Source organism: Microbacterium hominis, from assembly GCF_013282805.1.
GTDB classification, from domain to species: Bacteria; Actinomycetota; Actinomycetes; order Actinomycetales; family Microbacteriaceae; genus Microbacterium; species Microbacterium hominis_B.
Window position 1 is genome coordinate 361403 of the sequence record NZ_CP054038.1, and the last position, 19853, is coordinate 381255.

Below are 19853 nucleotides of genomic sequence, written 5' to 3' on the forward strand. Positions count from 1 at the left end.
CATGGCCGTCGACCGGGAACGTGTGGCGGGGCTGGTGCGCGAGCTGCTCGAGGCGATCGGGGAAGACCCGGAGCGCCCGGGACTGCGACAGACCCCGACGCGCGTCGCCGACGCGTACGCCGAGTTCTTCGGCGGCGTCGGGGAGGATGCCGCGACTCCGCTCGCGCAGACGATCTCCGTCTCGCGCGGACCGGCGCCCGACACCCTTCCCTCGGGCGCGGTGATGCTGCGCGACATCCGGTTCCGCTCGGTGTGCGAGCATCACCTGCTGCCCTTCCGGGGGCTCGCCCACGTCGCCTACCTCCCGGGCGAGCAGGTCGTCGGCCTGGGCGCGCTGCCGAAGGTGATCGACATCCTCGCCGCCCGGCCGCAGGTGCAGGAGCGGCTCGGCGAGCAGATCGCCGATACGATCGCGGGCGCCCTCGATGCGCGGGGCGTGCTGGTGGTCCTGGATGCCGCGCACGGCTGCGTCACGATGCGCGGCGGTCAGCAGTCCGACTCGAGCACCGTCACGATCGCCGCCCGCGGAGCGCTCGTCGAGCCCGCGGCGCGCGCCGAGCTCATCGCACTGCTGGGGGCCGCGCACGCATGACGCTCATCATGGGGATCGTCAACGTGACGCCCGATTCCTTCAGCGACGGCGGACTCTACCTCGACGCCGACGCCGCCGTCGCGCACGGCCTGGCCCTGCGCGCGCAGGGCGCCGACATCCTCGATGTCGGCGGCGAGTCGACCCGGCCCGGGGCTGAGCGGGTGGCCCCGGCCCTCGAGCAGGACCGCGTGGTGCCCGTCGTGCGCGCGCTGACCCGCGCCGGGGCCGTCGTGAGCATCGACACCATGAACGCATCCACCGCCCTCGCCGCGGTGGAGGCGGGAGCCCGGTACGTGAACGACGTGTCGGCGGGCCTCGCCGACGACGCCATGCTCCGGGCCGTCGCGGGGACGGATGCCGAGTTCATCGCCGGGCACTGGCGCGGCCCGTCGGCCGACATGTACGCCCGCGCAGACTACGCCGACGTCGTCACCGAGGTGGTGCGCGAGCTCGCCGAGCGCCTGCAGGCGGCGTGGACGGCCGGCATCCCGCCGCACCGGCTGATCGTCGACCCCGGCGTCGGATTCGGCAAGAAGGGCGAGCAGAACTGGCAGGTGCTGCGCGGCCTCGAGCGCGTCGCCGGAATGGGGCCGCGGGTGCTCATCGGCACCAGCCGCAAGCGGTTCCTCGCCGAGGCTCTCGCCGGAGTGGATGCTTCGCTCGTGGTCGACCAGCGGCGTCGGGATCTCGCCACGGCCGTCACGAGTGCGCTCGCGGTGCGTGCGGGAGTGTGGGCGGTTCGGGTGCACGACGTCGCCGGCACCCGCGATGCCCTCGCGGTGGCGCAGGCCTGGGAAGGACGCGAATGATGGAGACCTGGGACGAGATCACCCTCACCGGGCTGCGCGTGTTCGGCCGGCACGGCGTCTACGAGGAGGAGCGGCGGGTCGGCCAGTACTTCCTCGTCGACCTCACGCTGTTCGTCGACACGCGCACGGCCGCGGCCAGCGACGCCGTGGCCGACACCGTGCACTACGGCGAGGTGGCCGAGCGCGTGGCCGCGCTCGTCGCCGGCGACCCGGTCGACCTGCTCGAGACGCTCGTCGCCCGCATCGCGGACGATCTTCTGACCGTCGAGCTCGTGCAGGGGGTGCGGGTGACCGTCCACAAGCCCGACGCGCCGATCCCGGTGCCGTTCGCCGACGTGTCGGTGTCGATCGTGCGCACGCGAGGGGCTTCGTGAACCGCAGGCTCGCGCAGGGGTTCGCCGCCGACGTCGCTCCCGTGCACCGGATGCCGGTGCCCGCCGTCGTCGCCCTCGGGGCGAACCTCGGCGATCGCGCCGCCACCCTCGCGCAGGCCGTGGCGGAGCTGCGGCGGCTGCCGCTGGTCGACCGGGTGCAGGCGGCCGACCCGATCGAGTCGGTCGCCGTGACCCTCGACGGGCCGTCGACGGCCGCGCCGGCGTACCTGAACTCGGTGGCGATCGTGCAGACCCGACTCGCGCCCTCAGTGCTGCTCGGGTTCCTGCACGCGATCGAGGCCCGGCACGGGCGGGAGCGCACGGTGCGCTGGGGCGACCGCACCCTCGACCTCGACCTCATCGCCTACGGCGACCTCCGCAGCGACGATCCGCGGCTGCTGCTGCCGCATCCGCGTGCCGCCGAGCGGGACTTCGTGCTGGCGCCGTGGCTGGCGGTCGACCCCGACGCGGTGCTGCCGGGATCGGGGCGGGTCGATCAGCTCCTCGCCGCACTTCGGGAGGCACGGTGAGACGCACGAGCGCCGGAGTCCTGGTGTTCGCCGCGGCGCTGGGCGCGGCATCCGGTTTCCTCATCGACCAGGCCCTGACGGCATCGGGCCGCTCCACCTTCACCCCCGCGCTCTCGCTGCCGGTGCTCCTGGTGCTGCTGGGTGTGCTGGTCGTGACCCTCGCCCTGCCGATCCGCCGCGCGACGCGCGGCACCGGTCGGGTCGACCCGTTCCGGGCCGTGCGGGTGGCGATGCTCGCGAAGGCGTCGAGCATCGTCGGCGCGGCGATCGGCGGCCTGGCGCTCGGCTTCGCCCTGTTCCTCCTGAGCCGTCCGGTCCCGCCGTCGGTAGGCTCGATGGCGGCGATCCTCGTGACCGCGGGCGCCGGAGCGGTGCTCGTGGCGGCGGCCCTGGTCGCCGAGCATCTGTGCACCATCCGGAAGGACGACGATGACGAACAGCCCGGAGGCGTCGACCCCGGACTCGACCCCCACCCCCACACCTGAGACGGCCGCCGTCGCCGACGAGGCGCGGGCCGAGGCCGGGGCCGCGGGGTCTGGCGCCGCGGGGTCTGAAGCCGCGGGGTCTGAAGCCGCGGGGCCGGGCGCCGCGGGGTCGGCGCGGGTTCAGCCGACGGGGCCGGACACCGCGGGGTCCGACCGCGCTCAGCCGACGGGACTCGACGAGGGCACGTTCGACGGGATCGCGCAGACCCGCTCGGAGAACCGGCTCGCGCTCGCCTCGGGGGTCTGGCACCAGATCTCGCCCAAGTACGTCACGGTCCAGCTGATCTCGACCGGCTCCTTCCTCGCGCTCGTCATCGCCGCGACCTTGGCCCTCACGCTGTGGCTGCACCAGACCTGGGCGTGGATTCCGGGCGGCATCCTCACGGTCATCATGGTGTGGACCCTCGCGATCCTGCCGCGTCAGGCCCGCTCGATCGGCTATCAGCTGCGCTCCGACGACCTCGTGTTCCGGCGCGGCATCCTCTGGCAGCGCATGGTCGCGGTGCCGTACGGCCGGATGCAGCTCGTCGACATCACCCACGGGCCGCTGGACCGCGGCTTCGGCATCGCGCAGCTGAAATTCGTGACCGCCGCCGCGGCCACCGGGGTCGTCATCCCCGGGCTGTCGCAGCAGAACGCCGAGACCCTCCGCGACCATCTGATCGCGGTCGCCGAGAGCAGGCGGACCGGGCTGTGAGCGAGCCGACGCCGACCGCTGCGACGACGAACGCGCCGCCGCCGGAGCTGGTGCGCTCGCCGCTCAGCGACGGCGTCTGGCACCGGATGCACCCGCTGACGCCGCTGCTGCGCGGCGGCATCTTCCTGCTGGTGCTGCTCGGCATCGTGGTCTCGAACCTGCGGGACCGGATCATCTACGTGTTCCTGCCCGGAATCGTGCCCGGCATCGATCCCGAAGACGTCGAGGACTTCGAGACCGGCGACGTCATCGACTTCGTGCTCGTCAACGACCTCATCGTCGTGGCGCTGGTGGTCGTGCTGCTCGTGCTGCTGGTGCTCGTCGCGATGTTCTACACGATGTGGCGGTTCCACACCTTCCGCATCACCGACGACGACGTCGAAGTGCGCAGCGGCGTGCTCTTCCGCACCCAGAGGCGTGCGCCCCTGGACCGCGTGCAGGGTGTCAACCTCACCCGCCCGATGATCGCGCGCCTGTTCGGGCTCGCCAAGCTCGAGGTCGTCGGGGCCGGGGCGGACGCGAACGTCAAGCTCGAGTACCTGCCGACCACCAGCGCCGAGACCGTGCGGGCCGACATCCTCCGGCTCGCCTCGGGACGCCGGCTCGCCGCGGCGGAGCAGCGGTCCGCGACCGCGGAGCGTGCGGGGTCGCGGGTGGCCGCCCTGGGCCAGACGGTCAGCCGCGGCATCACGGGGCTCATCGAGGGCGACGAGGCGCCCGTCGACGAGCCGGAGTCGGTGGTCGACATCCCGCTGGGGCGCCTGATGCTCTCGCACGTGTTCAGCCCCGCCACCATCGGACTCATCGTCGCGGCCGCGGCGATCGGCATCGGCGTCTCCCGAGGGGCGTTCTGGCTGCTGTTCGCATTCGTCCCCGCCCTGATCGGATACGGCGCCTACTGGGTGCGTTCGATCGTGCGCTCGCTCCGGTACTCGATCGCGCCGACGCCCGACGGCGTGCGCATCACCTTCGGGCTCCTCACCACCGTCACCGAGAACGTGCCGCCGGGGCGCGTGCACGCGATTGAGATCAGCCAGTCCATCCTGTGGCGCCCGGCCGGCTGGTGGACCGTGCGGATCAACCGACTGAGCGGGCGCAACGCCTCCGATGCCGTCAGCGCGGACCAGTTCACCACCGTGCTGCCGGTCGGCACCTCGGCAGACGTGGAGAGGGTGCTGCGCCTGCTGCTGCCGCACCTTCCCGAGGACGAGTGGCCGCTGATCGTGAGAGAGGGGATGCTGGGCCCGACCGTGGACGACACCTTCACCAACACCCCGCGCCGGGCGCGGCTGATGAAGCCGTTCTCCTACCGCCGCAACGGGTTCCGCCTCACCGAGGGCCTGCTGATCCTGCGCCGCGGGGTGGTGTGGCGCAAGCTCGCCGTGCTCCCGCTCGCGCGCATGCAGAGCGTCGGCATCGACCAGGGGCCGCTCGACCGCCTCTTCGACGTCGCCGGCCTGCGCGCCCACGTCGTCGCCGGTCCCGTCACGACGATCCTGGCCGCCGTCGACCGCGCCCAGGCCGTCGCCCTGTTCGGCGACGCCGCGCAGGGCGCTGTGCGCGCGGCATCCGACGATCACACCCATCGCTGGGCGCAGGAGACCGAGCGATGACGCGTGAGGGCCGCCTCGGGGTCGGCATCATCGGCGCGGGGCGGGTCGGACCCGTGATCGGCGCGGCGCTGGGCGGGGCGGGCCACGCCGTGGTCGGCATCACACCGGGCTCCGACCCCGAGCGGATCGAGGCGGTGCTGCCAGGCGTCCCTCACCTGGACGCCGTCGAGGTCATCCGCCGCAGCGAACTCGTGATCGTCGCGGTGCCTTCCACTGAGCTCGAGGCACTGGTGGCCGGTCTCACCGACGTCGGCGCCTGGCAACCCGGTCAGCTGGTGCTGCACACCGATCCGCGCTTCGGCACCGGCATCCTGGCACCCGTGGTGGCCAAGGGGGCGATCCCGCTCGCCGTGCACCCCGCGATCGCCTTCACCGGCACCTCGATGGACCTGCGCGCCCTGGCCCACTCGTACGCCGCGGTCACCGCCCCCGCGCCGGTGCTCCCGATCGCGCAGGCGCTCGCGGTCGAGCTCGGCTGCGAGCCGGTCGTCGTCGCGGAGGCCGACCGGCCCGCCTACGCGGAGGCCATCGCCACGGCCACGGAGTTCTCGCGCTCGATCGTGGCGCAGGCGGCGCGCCTCCTGCGCCAGGCGGGCGTCGCGGCACCGGGTCCGTACCTCTCCTCGCTCATCCACTCGACCATCGATCACGCCCTCAGCGGGGCGGACGGGGGCGCCGATACAATTGACGGCGACTTCCGAGGAGCCCCCACGAATGACTGAGACCGCCGCGCCCACGTCCGCGCCCGTCGACACCGAGACGACAGAGGAGGACGTTCACGAGCAGAAGGCGGTCCGACTCGCCAAGCGCGAGCGGCTCATCGCCGAGCGCGAAGATGCGGCCGGCGGCGCCTACCCGGTGAGCCTGCCGATCACGACCACCATCCCGGCGCTGCGCGCCGAGTACGGCGAGCTCGAGGCCGGCGCCGAGACCGGTGTCACCGCGGGTGTCGCGGGCCGCATCGTGTTCAGCCGCAACACCGGCAAGCTGTGCTTCGCCACCCTGCAGGCCGGCGACGGCAGCCGCATCCAGGCGATGGTGTCGCTGGCCAACGTCGGCGACGCATCGCTGCAGGCGTGGAAGGAGCTCGTCGACCTCGGCGACCACGTCTTCGTCACGGGCGAGGTCATCTCGAGCCGTCGCGGCGAGCTGTCGATCATGGTCGCCGACTGGCAGATCGCCGCCAAGGCGATCCTGCCGCTGCCGAACATGTACAGCGAGCTCTCCGAGGAGAGCCGGGTGCGCAGCCGCTTCCTCGACCTCATCGTGCGCGACCGCGCCCGCGAGACCGTCGTCGCCCGTGCGAAGGTCAACGCGAGCCTGCGCCAGACCTTCGCCGACCGGGGCTACCTCGAGGTCGAGACGCCGATGCTCCAGGTGCAGCACGGCGGCGCCTCGGCACGGCCGTTCATCACGAACTCGAACGCTTTCGACTCCGACCTGTACCTTCGCATCGCCCCGGAGCTGTTCCTCAAGCGCGCCGTGGTGGGCGGCATCGACCGCGTGTTCGAGATCAACCGCAACTTCCGCAACGAGGGCGCCGACTCCACCCACAGCCCCGAGTTCGCGATGCTCGAGGCGTACGAGGCCTACAGCGACTACAACGGCATCGCCGACCTCACGCAGGCTCTCATCCAGAACGCGGCGATCGCCGTGACCGGCTCGACCACGGTGACGTGGGCCGACGGCACCGAGTACGACCTCGGCGGCGACTGGGACCGGCTCTCGATGTACGACTCGCTGTCCGAAGCCGCCGGGCGCGCGATCACGCCGCAGACCCCGCTCGAAGAGCTCATCGCCTTCGCGAACGAGGTCGGCGTCGACATCCCGCCGCACCCCATCCCCGGCAAGCTGGTCGAAGAGCTCTGGGAGCACTTCGTGAAGGCGCACCTCACGCGGCCGACCTTCGTCATGGACTTCCCCCTCGACACCAGCCCGCTGGTGCGCGAGCACCGCTCGATCCCGGGCGTGGTCGAGAAGTGGGACCTGTACGTGCGCGGGTTCGAGCTGGCGACCGGGTATTCCGAGCTCGTCGACCCCGTCATCCAGCGCGAGCGCTTCGTCGAGCAGGCCAAGCTCGCCGCGCGCGGCGACGACGAGGCTATGCGCATCGACGAGGAGTTCCTCCGCGCGCTCGAGCACGGCATGCCGCCCTCGGGGGCATGGGCATGGGCATCGACCGCCTGCTCATGGCCATCACGGGCCTCGGCATCCGCGAGACGATCCTCTTCCCGCTGGTCAAGTAAGGGCCCGCCACGTCGGCTCCGGGGGCACCGCGAGCGGGTCTGCCGTCAGCGGATCACCGGCGTGCTCGCGCGTGAACGCCCACTCGGGCAGGTGACCGGCGCCCACGAGGGTGAGAACGATCTCCGAGAGACCGTGCTCGGGGTCGATCCGCAGAGCCTCGCCCGCGAAGTGCGCCGCGTGGCTCGACCGGCCGAGCGCCCACGACAGCCAGCTGGCGGTGGCGAGGGTCCCCGGCCGTCGCACCCGGGGAGCGGATGCCGCGAGGCGGCGCATGAGGTCGACCGCGCGCTCCAGGCGCCGCGCATCGGGCCGGGGTCCGTCGCCCCACATGAAGGCGGCGTGCTCCTCGGGGTAGGCCTCGCCGTCCTCCCAGCGCAGCTGCGCGTCGAGCGCGGTGTCGGCGGCCGAGAGCCCGCCGTACCAGCCGCTGATCGCGACGTCGCGCAGCGACGGCCGGTCGAGGCACCAGATCAGCATCGCCGCCACGAACGGGTCCAGCTCGTCGGGATCGAGGGTCAGGGCGTGCTCGAAGAATGCCGGCAGATCGTCGAGCGCGACGACGGAGCCGAGCGCCCGCGGGTCGAAGCGTCGCTCCCCGGCGCGCCTGCCCTCCCGCGGCGGCCGGTACAGCAGCTCGACGGCCTCCTCGATCGCGATCAGCGCCCGTCCGACGTACTCCTTGGCGGCGAGGTCGACCGCCGGCAGCGCGCACGCCGCGAGCGGATCGGCGGCCGGCGTCGGCAGCGGCGCCTCACCCGGCCGGGCGGCCACGGCGATCGCCGTCAGCGGCGCGCCGGCGCCCGGAGGATCGTCGAGATACGAGCCCCACGCGTCGGCGGCCACGCATAGCGCGTCGACGACGCGCAGGCCGATGCGGCGGGCGCGCTCGGTGAGCGCGTCGATGAGACGTCGCCGCGGCATCGCCGGCCCCTCCTCGCCGAACTGCTCCGGGCAGTAGACGATCAGCGCGACGCCGTCGACGTCGGCGACCTTGCAGATCATCCCGAGCACGGTGCCGGCGAACGCGTCCACGTCCGCGTCCGGGTCCGGGGGCAGGTCCACGCGCATGGCGCCGCCGGTGCGCGGGCCGATGAACGGCACGAGCACCAGGCTCCGCTCGACGTGGCATCCCAGCAGCTGCGGCACGAGGCCGAGGAACTCCGCCGCGTTCGCGGCCTTCACAATCGTCGTCATGCCGCCCGACTCTGCCGGGGCGGGATGCCGCGTGACGCGGCATCCACAGATCTCGGCCCGATCCGGGCTCGAACCGCCCCGGTGCAGGAGACGATGCCGACCCGACGTACCATGGAGGGCATGGACGACTTCTGGCTCGCAGCTCTGTGGTCGCTGCTTCCGACCGTGGTCGTCAGCGCGCTCTTCTTCTATGTGCTCCGCAGCATCATCCGCGCCGACCGCAACGAGCGCCGCGAGTACGCACGCATCGAGGCGCAGGAGCGCGCCAAGCGCGGCCTTCCGCCGGCATCCGCGTCTCGCGCCGCCGACGAGCCGGCCGCCGACACGGCCGCACCCGCCGCGTCATAGCGTCGTCCTCCCCTCCCGCTACGCTGAGGGAGATCCCTCAGGGGGAGGAGGGCCCAGGCCCGTGGATCCGTCGACGCTCGCCGCGTGGTGGCTCATCTTCGTGTTCGTCTTCGACGTCACGGTGCGCATCACAGCGGTGATCATCGTGCCCCGCAACCGCCGTCCGACGGCGGCGATGGCGTGGCTGCTGGCGATCTACTTCATTCCGCTGATCGGCGTCTTCCTGTTCCTGCTGATCGGCAACCCGCGCCTTCCTCGCAAGCGTCGGCGCATGCAGCAGGCGATCAACGAGTACATCCACGAGACCAGTGCGGGGCTCGACTTCGGCACGCTGCGGCCGCACGCGCCCGAGTGGTTCACGTCGCTCGTGACGATGAACCGCAATCTCGGCGCGATGCCGCTCGCGGGCGACAACGGCGCGCACCTGATCCCCGACTACCAGGGGTCGCTCGATGAGATGGCCGACGCGGTGCGCACGGCGCAGCGCTACGTGCACATCGAGTTCTACATCCTGCAGACCGATGCCTCCACCGACAACCTCTTCCGCGCCATGGAGGAGGCCTGCGCGCGCGGCGTGACCGTGCGCGTGCTGCTGGACCACTGGGCCAACCGCGGCAAGCCGTTCTACAAGAAGACGCTGCGGCGCCTCGACGCCATGGGAGCGGCCTGGAAGCTCATGCTCCCGGTGCAGCCGCTGCGCGGGAAGTATCAGCGACCCGACCTGCGCAACCACCGCAAGCTCCTGGTCGTGGACGGCACCGTGGCCTTCATGGGATCGCAGAACGTCACCGATTCGACGTACAACCTCCGCAAGAACATCCGCCGCGGACTCCACTGGGTCGACCTGATGGTGCGCGTGCAGGGGCCGGTGGTGGCATCCATCAACGCGGTCTTCCTCAGCGACTGGTACAGCGAGACCGACGAGATCCTCACCGACGAGATCGACCTGTTCTCGGTCGAGGCCGGTCCCGGCGACCTCGACTGCCAGATCGTGCCGTCGGGTCCCGGGTTCGAGTTCGAGAACAACCTCAAGCTGTTCGCGGGCCTGCTGTACGCGGCGCAGCACAAGATCATCATGGTGAGCCCGTACTTCGTGCCGGCCGAGGCGCTGCTGCTGGCGGTCACCACCGCGTGCCAGCGCGGCGTCGAGGTGGAGCTGTTCGTCTCGGAGGAGGGCGATCAGGCGCTCGTCTACCACGCGCAGCGGTCGTACTACGAGGCGCTGCTGCGCGCCGGCGTGCGCATCTGGATGTACCGCAAGCCCTTCATCCTGCACTCCAAGTCGATGACGATCGACAACGAGACCGCCATCATCGGCTCGAGCAACATGGACATGCGCTCATTCGGTCTCAACATGGAGATCTCCATGCTCGTGCGCGGCGAGGAGTTCGTGCGCGAGATGCGCGAGGTCGAGGACACCTACCGCTCGCTCTCGCGCGAGCTCACCCTCGAGGAGTGGATGCGCCAGCGCCTGCGCTCCACCGTGCTCGACAACCTCGCCCGGCTGACCTCGGCGCTGCAGTAGGCCTGGAGACGATCGGCCGCTTCGCGACACCATAGAGGTGTGGATGCCGCGCTCGCGGCATCCCTCGTCGAAAGGGTCTCCCATGTCACGCCGGATTCTGCCGCTCGCCGTCCTGCTCGCGGGAGGGCTCCTGCTCAGCGCATGCGCAACCCCGGTGGGGACGGTCGGATCGGAGCCGTCGGGATCGTCGTCGCCGTCTCCGTCTCCGTCCGCTTCCGATGACGACACTGCCGAGACCGAGGTGGATGCCGCGTGGCTCGACGCCGGCCGCATGATCGGCGTCGTCACGTACGGCAGCTCGACGTGCATCCCGCGGGCCGAAGAGGTCGCCATGGTCGACGGCGTGCTCGAGGTCGAGCTGCGCGACGACCCGGCGGCCGCGTGCACGCGCGACCTCGCGCCGCGCGCGAGCGTGGTCGCGCTGCCGGAGGGCGTCGACCCGACGCAGGATCTCGAGATCCGGGTGACCGGCGGATACAGCGGTGACACCGACCTCGACGGACTCGATGCCGCACCCTCAGGGACGACCGAGTTCCTGCCGAGCGCCGGCTGGGTCGAAGACGGCATGTTCGTGGTCCTCACCTGGGGCTCGTCGTCGTGCGTGCCCGAGCTCGCCTCGGTCGAGGCGACCGGCCCGGCCGAGGTGACGGCGACCTTCGCCACCCCGCCCGCCGACCAGGTCTGCACGATGGACATGGCCCCGCGCGCGCTCGTCGCCACGGTCGAAGGCGTCGACGACGACGAGGCGGTGCTCGTGCTCACCGGCGGCGAGTTCCTCGAGGTCCGCACCCCGATCCTCCCCTCCTGACCCTCACCAGGCCACCCGTTCGCTGCTCCGCTGTCGCAGTCGGCGAGCGGGACTGCAGATTGTGACAGCGGAAGGGTGGGGTTGTGCGCGCGGCCTCCCGTTCGCTGCTCCGCTGTCGCAATCGGCGCCTCTCCCTGCAGATCGCGACAGCGGAAGGGTGGAGTGGCACCCGTGAGCGGTGAGCGTGAGCGTTGGGGTCGGGCCGCGACCGGGCCATCGCACCCGAAGTCCTCTCCTCCCCAGCCGCGCCGGCTGGCGAGAGGGCCCACAGGCGCCGTTTTCGCGGAGAGCAGGCCCCACCGCCTGGAACCATCGCGCCATGGCCAGCCCACTCCCCGACGAACTCGGCGACCGCTTCTCGGTCGCTGATGCACTCGCACGTGGCGTCCTCCCCAGTCGTCTGCGGGGCAAGGATCTCGAACAGCACTTCCACGGCGCGCGCTCGAGAGTCGCGTCTGATGACCCTCGACTGCATGAAGATCGATCGGGGATGCGCCGAGGGGAGCTCGAGCGGGAGCACCTTGCCCGCGCGCTCACCTACGCCACGCGGATGTCGGATGGAGCGTTCTTCAGCCACGTCACTGCTGCGGTCCTGTGGGACGTACCACTCCCGGGCGGGTTGATCCGGAATGCTCCGGTCGACGTCGCCGTCTTCAAACCGGTCCGGCTCTCCCGTGCACGCGGGGTGCGAGGCCACCAAGCAGCCGCAGCGACGACCCGCGTACGGGTCCACCCGACGTGGGGAGTCAGGCTCACGGCGCCGGCGACGACCTGGGCGATGCTCGGTTCGGTGCTGCGTCGCCCCGAGGATCTTGTCGCCGCGGGCGACGCGGTGGTCCGAGACTGGCGCGTGAACGAGGCCCTGGCATCGCTGGAGGATCTTCGTCACGCGATCTACGCGGGCCGCCGGGTAGGAGTCCAGCAACTCCGCGAGGCCATCCCCGATCTGCGGACGCGTTCCGCGTCGCGGCAGGAAAGCAGGCTGAGACTCTGCCTGATGGGAGCGGGCCTGCCCGAGCCCGATCTCAACTTCGACGTGTTCGAAAACGGGATCAAGATCGCGTGCGTCGATCTCGCTTACCCTCACCTGCGCATCGCCATCGAGTACGAGGGCGAGCACCACCTTCTCGACCCCGAGCAGTGGGCACGCGACATCCGTCGGTACGAGCAGCTGGAAGCGGCGGGCTGGCGCGTCATCCGAGTCACGAAGGCAGAGCTCGCCGGCGATCGCCGGGCGCTACTCGCGCGCGTGCGCGCGGCGATCGCCGGCCGATCGTGAAAGTTCGCTGCTCCGCTGTCGCAGTCGGCGAGCGGGACTGCAGATTGTGACAGCGGAAGGGCGGGAAGTGCGGTGGGGTGAGGCGGGGTGCGGTGGCCGGCGGAACGGTGGGGTGGGAGGGGAGGGGAGGCAAGGGATGCCCCGCCTGAGCCCCGCGGTGGGGATATGCCCACGGCGAACACGGGCATGCGCGGCGGGCTGCGTCGTTACCCTCGATGTAAGGCGCCAGAGGTGCATCCGCACACCGCCCGCGCCCCGGAGGAGTGAACGAGATGTTCGAGAGATTCACCGACCGTGCCCGTCGTGTGGTCGTCCTCGCCCAGGAAGAGGCGAAGATGCTCAACCACAACTACATCGGCACCGAGCACATCCTGCTCGGTCTCATCCACGAGGGCGAGGGCGTCGCCGCCAAGGCGCTCGAGAGCCTGGGCATCTCGCTCGATGCCGTGCGCGAGCAGGTGCAGGACATCATCGGCCAGGGTCAGCAGCAGCCGACCGGCCACATCCCCTTCACCCCGCGTGCCAAGAAGGTTCTCGAGCTCAGCCTGCGCGAGGCGCTGCAGCTCGGCCACAACTACATCGGCACCGAGCACATCCTGCTCGGACTCATCCGCGAGGGCGAGGGCGTGGCCGCCCAGGTGCTGGTCAAGCTCGGCGCCGACCTCAACAAGGTGCGCCAGCAGGTCATCCAGCTCCTGTCCGGCTACCAGGGCAAGGAGCCCGCGGGTGTCGCCAGCGGCGCCGGCGAGCAGACGCAGGGCACCACGCAGGGCGGATCCCAGGTGCTCGACCAGTTCGGCCGCAACCTCACGCAGGCCGCGCGCGACAACAAGCTCGACCCGGTGATCGGGCGCGAGAAGGAGATCGAGCGCGTCATGCAGATCCTGTCGCGCCGCTCCAAGAACAACCCCGTCCTCATCGGCGAGCCCGGCGTCGGCAAGACCGCCGTCGTCGAGGGCCTCGCCCAGGCGATCGTCAAGGGCGATGTGCCCGAGACCCTCAAGGACAAGCAGCTCTACTCGCTCGACCTCGGCTCGCTCATCGCCGGGTCCCGCTATCGCGGTGACTTCGAGGAGCGCCTGAAGAAGGTCACCAAGGAGATCCGCACGCGCGGCGACATCATCGTCTTCATCGACGAGATCCACACCCTCGTGGGTGCGGGCGCCGCCGAGGGCGCGATCGACGCGGCATCCATCCTCAAGCCGCTGCTGGCCCGCGGCGAGCTCCAGACGATCGGCGCGACGACCCTCGACGAGTACCGCAAGCATTTCGAGAAGGATGCCGCGCTCGAGCGCCGCTTCCAGCCGATCCAGGTCGCCGAGCCGAGCCTCCCGCACGCGATCAACATCCTGAAGGGGCTGCGCGACCGCTACGAGGCGCACCACAAGGTGCAGATCACCGACGGCGCGATCGTCGCGGCGGCCAACCTCGCCGACCGCTACATCAGCGACCGGTTCCTGCCCGACAAGGCGATCGACCTGATCGACGAGGCGGGCGCGCGTCTGCGCCTGAGCATCCTCTCCAGCCCGCCGGAGCTGCGCGAGTTCGACGAGAAGATCGCGAAGGTCCGCGAGGACAAGGAGAAGGCCTCCGAGGACCAGGACTTCGAGAAGGCGGCGAACCTGCGCGACGAGGAGAAGTCCCTGCTCGCGGAGCGCCTGCGCCTCGAGAAGCAGTGGCGCTCGGGTGACGTCGCCTCCCACGCGGTGGTCGACGAGGGTCTGATCGCCGAAGTGCTCGCGCAGGCCACCGGCATCCCGGTGTTCAAGCTGACGGAAGAGGAGTCGAGCCGCCTCGTCTTCATGGAGAAGGCGCTGCACCAGCGCGTCATCGGCCAGGAGGAGGCGATCGCCGCGCTGTCGAAGACGATCCGCCGCCAGCGCGCCGGCCTCAAGGACCCGAAGCGTCCGTCGGGCTCGTTCATCTTCGCCGGCCCCACCGGCGTCGGAAAGACCGAGCTCGCCAAGGCGCTCGCGGAGTTCCTCTTCGACGACGAGGCCGCGCTCATCTCGCTCGACATGAGCGAGTTCGGCGAGAAGCACACGGTGAGCCGTCTGTTCGGTGCGCCTCCCGGATTCGTCGGCTTCGAAGAGGGCGGCCAGCTCACCGAGAAGGTGCGCCGCAAGCCGTTCTCGGTCGTGCTGTTCGACGAGATCGAGAAGGCGCACCCCGACATCTTCAACTCGCTCCTGCAGATCCTCGAAGAGGGCCGTCTCACCGACGGTCAGGGCCGCGTGATCGACTTCAAGAACACCGTGATCATCATGACGACGAACCTCGGCTCGTCGGCGATCGCGGGCGGACCGGTCGGCTTCCAGGTCGAGGGCAACACGCAGACGACCTATGACCGTATGAAGGGCAAGGTCGACGAGGAGCTCAAGCGCCACTTCAAGCCCGAGTTCCTCAACCGCGTCGACGACATCATCGTGTTCCCGCAGCTCTCCAAGGAGGAGCTGGTGCAGATCGTCGATCTGTTCACCAAGCGCCTCGGCGAGCGTCTGCTCGACCGCGACATGACGATCGAGCTGAGCCTGCCCGCCAAGGAGCGCCTCATCGAGATCGGGTTCGACCCGGCTCTCGGCGCTCGCCCGCTGCGCCGCGCCATGCAGCGCGAGGTGGAGGACAAGCTCAGCGAGCTGATCCTGCACGGCCAGCTCGACTCGGGAGACCATGTGAAGGTGGATGCCGTGAACGGCGAGTTCGTGTTCGAGCACGCCCCGCGCGGGGAGAAGGTCGCGGTCGGGGTGGTCTCCAACGGCGAGATCGCCGCGACGCCCGATCTCGCGATCACCAGCGACTGAGACGCACCGCACGAAGACCTCGGGGTTCCGACCCCGAGGTCTTCGTCGTTGCCGCGGGCGCGCGGCGTCAGTTCTGTCGCGCAGATCGTCGCGGAAGCAGCACCGCCAGCACGACGGCGGTGATCGCGAGCGCCCCCACGACGGATCCGAGCACCCAGCCGATGGCGTCGTCGGTGGCCGAGGCCGGTGTTCCGGAGGCGTCATCGATCGGTGGCGCGGCCGTTGCCGTGGGCGCGGGAGTCGGCGTCGCCGCGGGCTCCTCGGTCGGCGTCGGTTCGAGCGGGGCCGCCTGCACCACCTGCTCGAGCGTCGCCTTGGGGGTGAGGGAGCTCAGACGCACCGTCCACTCGCCCGCGGTCGGCAGCGTGAGGTTGGCCGTCCAGATGCCGGCCGTGCCGCTCGGGGCGGCGATGACGGGCCCGACCGTGGAGCCGTCCGCTCCCTCGGCGATCGCGGTGACGGTTGCCGAGGTCGTAGCGGGATGGCCGTCATTGACGAAGGTGAGCTCGATCTCGACGAGCAGGTCGATCGCCCCCTCCCCGGCGCTGCTCTCGGCGGGTTCGGTCGAGACGATCACGAGAGTGCCGATCTCGTCGTGTGCTGACGCGGGCGCGGCGACCAGGAGGCTCGCGAGCGCGAGGAGTCCCGCGGCGGCCGCGGCGAGCAGCCGTGGTGCAGTGGGGCGAGGGAGCAGGGGATCGCGTGAGCGTGTCATTCGGACTCCTCGACACCTCGGATCGGAACGGTGAAGGTGACGGTGGACTCCTCGCCCCGGGAGAGGGTCGTGAGCTCGAAGGTCCATTCGCCGTCGGTGGGCAGCGACACGTCGATCGCGGCCCACCGGTCGGGGGCGAGGGCGGTGAGCGTCACCGCGCGCGGCGGAAGGTCGCCCTGGCTGACGGTGAGCTGCGCGACATCCACCCCGCGGGACGTGCCGACGCGGTCGGTGAACTGCATGGTGACGACGTTGTCGCCCACGATCGCGGGTTCGACGGTGACGTCGACCGTGCCGAAGTCCTCGGCCACGGCGACGGTGTACGGCTGAGGAGCGAGCGACTCCCGGGCCGGCACGGTCGCCACGAGCACCGCGGTGATCGCGAGCACGACGGCCGCCACGACGATCTCGGCCCGCACCCCCGTCAGGAGGCGGCCGGCGCTGTGCACCGCGCGGGCGAGTCGCCGCCGCTGCCACCACCCGAGAAGGGCCATCACGCCCACCAGCGCGATCTTCACGAGCAGGAGGACGCCGTACTCCGTGAACAGGGTCGTCGGGTTCGCGGCGGTCTGCCAGAGCGCCGAGGCGAACCCCGAGAGCACCACCGCCAGCAGCGCCCAGAGTGCGACCCGGGAGAAGCGCCGGATGGCGGCATCCATCTGGGTGCGGTCATCGAGCACCACGAGCGCGACCAAGCCCCCCACCCACACGGTGACGGCCAGCTGGTGCACGAGGTCGACGGATGCGGCCGCGATCGGGGGCTCGGCGGTCCAGGCGTGGCCGAGCACGGCGAGGGTGGCCATGACGGTCACGGTCGCGACGCCGGCGAGCCATGCCCCCCAGACTCGGCGCCACAGGAGCGCGCCGGCGAGCGCGACTCCGGCGGCGATCACCCGGATGCCGTCGAGCACGCCGGCGCGCGTGTCGAGCACCGGACCCAGCCCGAGAGCGAACACGTCGGTCACCGGCACACCGGCGGCCGAGGTCGCCTGCACCGCCATCTTGACGACCGAGCCGATGAGCATGAGTCCCGCCGCAGAGACCGCGACGACGCGGGCGCGCCGCCCGACGAGGGCGAATCGCAGCGCGAGGCGGGAGAGCACGAGGCCGCCGAGGGCGATCATCCCGGTGAAGATCGCCCAGCGCGCGAGCCACCCGAGCACGCCCACGACCCCGGCATCGGCCTGTTCGATGTCGGCCGCGGTGCCGGTGGGCTCGCCGACGTGGAAGACGAGGGTGCTCGAGAGCACGTGCGAGTCGACGGAGACCACACTCCACGCGACGGTGTACGTGCCTCGGTCGGATGCCTCGATCGGCGCCCAGACGGTCGTGTCGCCGTCGCGCTGCTGCGTCGGGCCGTCGACGCGCTCGCCCGACGGACCGAAGACGCGGATGCCGCCGAGCTCGACAGACACCGGCTCGTTGAAGGTGAGGGAGACCTCGTCGGGTGCATCGTCGTAGACCCAGTCGGGCACAGGATCGATCGACAGGATCGACGCGTGGGCCCGGGCGGGAGCAGCGCTGCCGAGCACGAGCGCGGGAACCAGCGCCAGGGCCATGGCGATGACGGCGAGAACACGGGTCGCCGCGGACGGGCGTACCGCGAGTGCGGAAGTCACTCGTCTTCGTCTTCGGTCTCGTGTCCGCTGTGCCCGCCCGGGTTGCCTGCCACGTCGACCGCCACTGACGCCGAGCCGGCGCCGAGCGAGAAGGAGGCGACCCCGGTCTCCACCGGCACCTCGAAGATCGCGAGCGCGTGCATCGCGGTGTTCGGCTCGAGGCGCTCGTCGTCGAGCATCGAGCTGACGACGCCGAAGGATGCGCCGTCGGCCGACAGGCTCACCCCCTCCAGGGGGAACTCCATCGCCTCGTCGCCGGCGGCCAGCTCGAGCTGCACCATGACGCGCTTCATCCCCTCCGGCACGGGGTCGCCCATCATCGCCGACATCGCGCTCATGCCGGCGGCAGAGAACTGCGCGGCGTTGTTCGCCGGCATCGCGCTCATCGGGTCGTCCATGGTCCAGGCGGCGACGACGGAGAACTCTCCGCCGTCGTGGGAGATCGTCTCCCCGATGAGGGCCCGCGGGTTCATCGCCGTGTACGCGCCCCACACGGCCAGCGCCACGAGGGCGGCGGACAGGACGGCGGCGACGGCCACGGCCACCCACCGCGACACGCGCGCGGGCGGTCGTTCGACCGTCGTCGCCGTCACCGATCCCACCAGCGGACTCCCCAGCGTCAGTACTGGCCCGGCGGCGCACCCGTGTGAGTGACGTCGCCGTTCGGGCGAATCCCCAGCCGCCCGTTGAGGAGATTGTAGACGCGGCGCGCGGCTGGCGACACCCCCGGATGCCGCAGTCGTAGGCTGAACCGGTGACCGAAACCCGTCCCACCGAGGCGCCGTTCACGGTGCGTCCGGCCCGCACGCGCGACGTGCGCGGCATCCAGAGCATGCTCGAGCCCTTCGTGCAGCGGCGGATCCTCCTCGGCAAAGACCCCGTGGTGCTCTACGAGGCCACGCAGCAGTTCGTGGTGGCGGAGACCCCCGACGGTGAGCTCATCGGGTGCGGTGCGCTGCACGTCATGTGGGAGGACCTCGGCGAGATCCGCACGCTCATCGTGGTCGACGGCTGGCTGCACCGCGGCGTCGGCCGGGAGATCGTCGACGCGCTGGAGGCGAACGCGCGGGTCCTCGGGCTGACGCGACTGTTCTGCCTCACCTTCGAGGTGGACTTCTTCACCCGGCGCGGGTTCGCCCCCATCGGCGAGCAGGTCGTCGACCCCGACGTGTACTCCCAGCTGGTGCGCTCTCCCGACGAAGGCGTGGCGGAGTTCCTCGACCTGGCGCACGTCAAGCCCAACACCCTCGGCAACACGCGCATGCTCAAGACGCTGCACGCGGATGCCGCGCGTAGCCTGGACGCGTGAGCGAGGCGACGCGCAGGCGACGGCAATCGCCGGCGGTGTACCGGCGGCGACGCCTCGCCCTGCTGATCCTCCTCCTTCTCGTGGCCGCCCTGGTGTGGGCGCTGATCGCCCAGCCGTGGCGCGGACTGGCATCGGAGCCTCAGGAGCCGAGCGGGGTGTCGAGCACCCCGTCGGAGACCGTCGCGATCCCGGCCCCGGGGTCCACATCGGTGGCCGCAGAGGCTGAGGCCGACGGCGATGCGGACGAAGACGCGGCCGAATCGGATGCCACGCCGAGCGCGGAGCCGGATGCGGCGGCGACACCCTCGCCGACGGCATCCACCGCGCCGCAGGCGGCGCCGTGCCGACCGCGCGAGGTGACGGTCGAAGCTCTGACCGACAAGGACTCGTACGCGGCGGGAGAGAACCCGCAGCTGTCGATCCGCCTCACGAACACGGGGTCCGAGGACTGCACGCTCAACGTCGGCACCGCCACGCAGGTGTTCGAGATCTCCAGCGGCAGCGACGTGTGGTGGCGTTCCACCGACTGCCAGACCGAGCCCAGCGACATGGTCGTGCTGCTGGCCGCGGGACAGACGGTGACCAGTGCCGCGCCGCTCGTGTGGGACCGCACGCGCTCGTCGGTGGATTCCTGCGGGGATGCCGCTCGGCAGCGCGCCGCGGGGGCGGCGCGACCTACCACCTGACGGTCGAGATCGGCGGGGTGACGGGCACCGAGTCGCGGCCTTTCCTCCTGTACTGATCGCGAAGTTGAGCAGTGTGCACTCTGAGGTTGCATGATGCGCATGCTCGAATCTCGTGTCATCCGGCGTGAATCCCTTGTCACTTGGGGGGCGACGGGCATACACTGCCCGGTAACCGACTCGATCATCTGGGGTTGATCGGGAGGTCGCGCAACGTGCGATGCA

The 19853-nt window shown here is 71.1% G+C and carries 19 protein-coding genes and 1 pseudogene; 16 read left to right on the forward strand and 4 right to left on the reverse strand.

From position 1 onward, the window contains the following. Position 1 precedes the first annotated feature (1 nt). The 9 genes and pseudogenes from folE (at position 2) to lysS (ending at position 7346) form a co-directional block, all read left to right on the forward strand. Positions 2 to 592, forward strand: coding sequence for a GTP cyclohydrolase I (folE, locus tag HQM25_RS01555; RefSeq protein ID WP_172988598.1), 591 nt, complete (start codon positions 2 to 4; stop codon positions 590 to 592). Continuing rightward, entirely contained in the window at positions 589 to 1401 is an 813-nt protein-coding gene (gene folP / locus HQM25_RS01560; protein ID WP_172988599.1) for a dihydropteroate synthase, read from the forward strand. Before folE ends, folP begins: the two co-directional genes overlap by 4 nt. Then, on the forward strand, positions 1401 to 1775 hold the full coding sequence (gene folB / locus HQM25_RS01565; protein WP_172991451.1) for a dihydroneopterin aldolase: 375 nt from the start codon (positions 1401 to 1403) through the stop codon (positions 1773 to 1775). The genes folP and folB overlap by 1 nt, the downstream gene beginning before the upstream one ends. Beyond that, positions 1772 to 2305 carry a 2-amino-4-hydroxy-6-hydroxymethyldihydropteridine diphosphokinase gene (gene folK / locus HQM25_RS01570; RefSeq protein WP_254359487.1) on the forward strand — a complete coding sequence of 178 codons (534 nt, stop codon included), beginning with the start codon at positions 1772 to 1774 and terminating at the stop codon, positions 2303 to 2305. Before folB ends, folK begins: the two co-directional genes overlap by 4 nt. Continuing rightward, positions 2302 to 2790, forward strand: a complete 489-nt coding sequence (locus HQM25_RS01575) for a DUF3180 family protein (protein ID WP_172988600.1) — start codon at positions 2302 to 2304, stop codon at positions 2788 to 2790. Before folK ends, HQM25_RS01575 begins: the two co-directional genes overlap by 4 nt. A 196-nt stretch (positions 2791 to 2986) precedes the next feature. Further along, complete coding sequence (locus tag HQM25_RS01580; RefSeq protein WP_172991453.1) at positions 2987 to 3487, forward strand: PH domain-containing protein; 501 nt, start codon at positions 2987 to 2989, stop codon at positions 3485 to 3487. Continuing rightward, complete coding sequence (locus HQM25_RS01585) at positions 3484 to 5100, forward strand: PH domain-containing protein (RefSeq protein WP_254359488.1); 1617 nt, start codon at positions 3484 to 3486, stop codon at positions 5098 to 5100. Before HQM25_RS01580 ends, HQM25_RS01585 begins: the two co-directional genes overlap by 4 nt. After that, entirely contained in the window at positions 5097 to 5822 is a 726-nt protein-coding gene (locus tag HQM25_RS01590) for a Rossmann-like and DUF2520 domain-containing protein (protein WP_172988601.1), read from the forward strand. Before HQM25_RS01585 ends, HQM25_RS01590 begins: the two co-directional genes overlap by 4 nt. Next, positions 5815 to 7346: pseudogene (lysS, locus tag HQM25_RS01595) on the forward strand (lysine--tRNA ligase). The gene HQM25_RS01590 and the pseudogene lysS overlap by 8 nt, the downstream one beginning before the upstream one ends. On the opposite strand, the gene HQM25_RS01600 reads toward lysS, so the two are convergent. Further along, positions 7339 to 8541 (reverse strand): DUF4192 family protein, encoded by a 1203-nt coding sequence (locus HQM25_RS01600; protein ID WP_172988602.1) that lies wholly within the window; start codon positions 8539 to 8541, stop codon positions 7339 to 7341. The pseudogene lysS and the gene HQM25_RS01600 overlap by 8 nt on opposite strands. 120 nt (positions 8542 to 8661) lie before the next feature. Between HQM25_RS01600 and HQM25_RS01605 the strand changes: the two genes are divergently transcribed. The 5 genes from HQM25_RS01605 (at position 8662) to HQM25_RS01625 (ending at position 15302) form a co-directional block, all read left to right on the forward strand. Beyond that, entirely contained in the window at positions 8662 to 8889 is a 228-nt protein-coding gene (locus HQM25_RS01605) for a hypothetical protein (RefSeq protein ID WP_172991455.1), read from the forward strand. 61 nt (positions 8890 to 8950) lie between these two features. After that, positions 8951 to 10414 carry a cardiolipin synthase gene (gene cls, locus HQM25_RS01610; RefSeq protein ID WP_172988603.1) on the forward strand — a complete coding sequence of 488 codons (1464 nt, stop codon included), beginning with the start codon at positions 8951 to 8953 and terminating at the stop codon, positions 10412 to 10414. Positions 10415 to 10496: 82 nt separating this feature from the next. After that, the gene (locus HQM25_RS01615; RefSeq protein ID WP_172988604.1) at positions 10497 to 11222 is read left to right on the forward strand and encodes a hypothetical protein; all 726 of its coding nucleotides are present in this window, start codon (positions 10497 to 10499) and stop codon (positions 11220 to 11222) included. A 319-nt stretch (positions 11223 to 11541) separates the two neighbouring features. Further along, on the forward strand, positions 11542 to 12501 hold the full coding sequence (locus HQM25_RS01620) for an endonuclease domain-containing protein (RefSeq protein ID WP_172988605.1): 960 nt from the start codon (positions 11542 to 11544) through the stop codon (positions 12499 to 12501). 272 nt (positions 12502 to 12773) lie between these two features. Beyond that, positions 12774 to 15302, forward strand: a complete 2529-nt coding sequence (locus tag HQM25_RS01625) for an ATP-dependent Clp protease ATP-binding subunit (protein WP_172988606.1) — start codon at positions 12774 to 12776, stop codon at positions 15300 to 15302. Between the two features lie 67 nt (positions 15303 to 15369). Here HQM25_RS01625 and HQM25_RS01630 read toward each other — a convergent pair whose 3' ends face one another. From HQM25_RS01630 to HQM25_RS01640, 3 genes are read right to left on the reverse strand one after another with little or no spacing between them, the layout of a single operon-like run. Further along, a complete protein-coding gene (locus HQM25_RS01630) occupies positions 15370 to 16017 on the reverse strand; it encodes a hypothetical protein (protein ID WP_172988607.1) in 648 nt (215 codons plus the stop codon). Further along, a complete protein-coding gene (locus HQM25_RS01635) occupies positions 16014 to 17636 on the reverse strand; it encodes a copper resistance CopC/CopD family protein (RefSeq protein WP_172988608.1) in 1623 nt (540 codons plus the stop codon). Before HQM25_RS01635 ends, HQM25_RS01630 begins: the two co-directional genes overlap by 4 nt. Further along, positions 17633 to 18238 carry a hypothetical protein gene (locus tag HQM25_RS01640; protein ID WP_172988609.1) on the reverse strand — a complete coding sequence of 202 codons (606 nt, stop codon included), beginning with the start codon at positions 18236 to 18238 and terminating at the stop codon, positions 17633 to 17635. Before HQM25_RS01640 ends, HQM25_RS01635 begins: the two co-directional genes overlap by 4 nt. 152 nt (positions 18239 to 18390) lie before the next feature. Between HQM25_RS01640 and HQM25_RS01645 the strand changes: the two genes are divergently transcribed. Beyond that, positions 18391 to 18945 carry an amino-acid N-acetyltransferase gene (locus HQM25_RS01645; protein WP_172988610.1) on the forward strand — a complete coding sequence of 185 codons (555 nt, stop codon included), beginning with the start codon at positions 18391 to 18393 and terminating at the stop codon, positions 18943 to 18945. After that, entirely contained in the window at positions 18942 to 19631 is a 690-nt protein-coding gene (locus HQM25_RS01650) for a hypothetical protein (protein WP_254359489.1), read from the forward strand. The genes HQM25_RS01645 and HQM25_RS01650 overlap by 4 nt, the downstream gene beginning before the upstream one ends. Positions 19632 to 19853 lie beyond the last annotated feature (222 nt).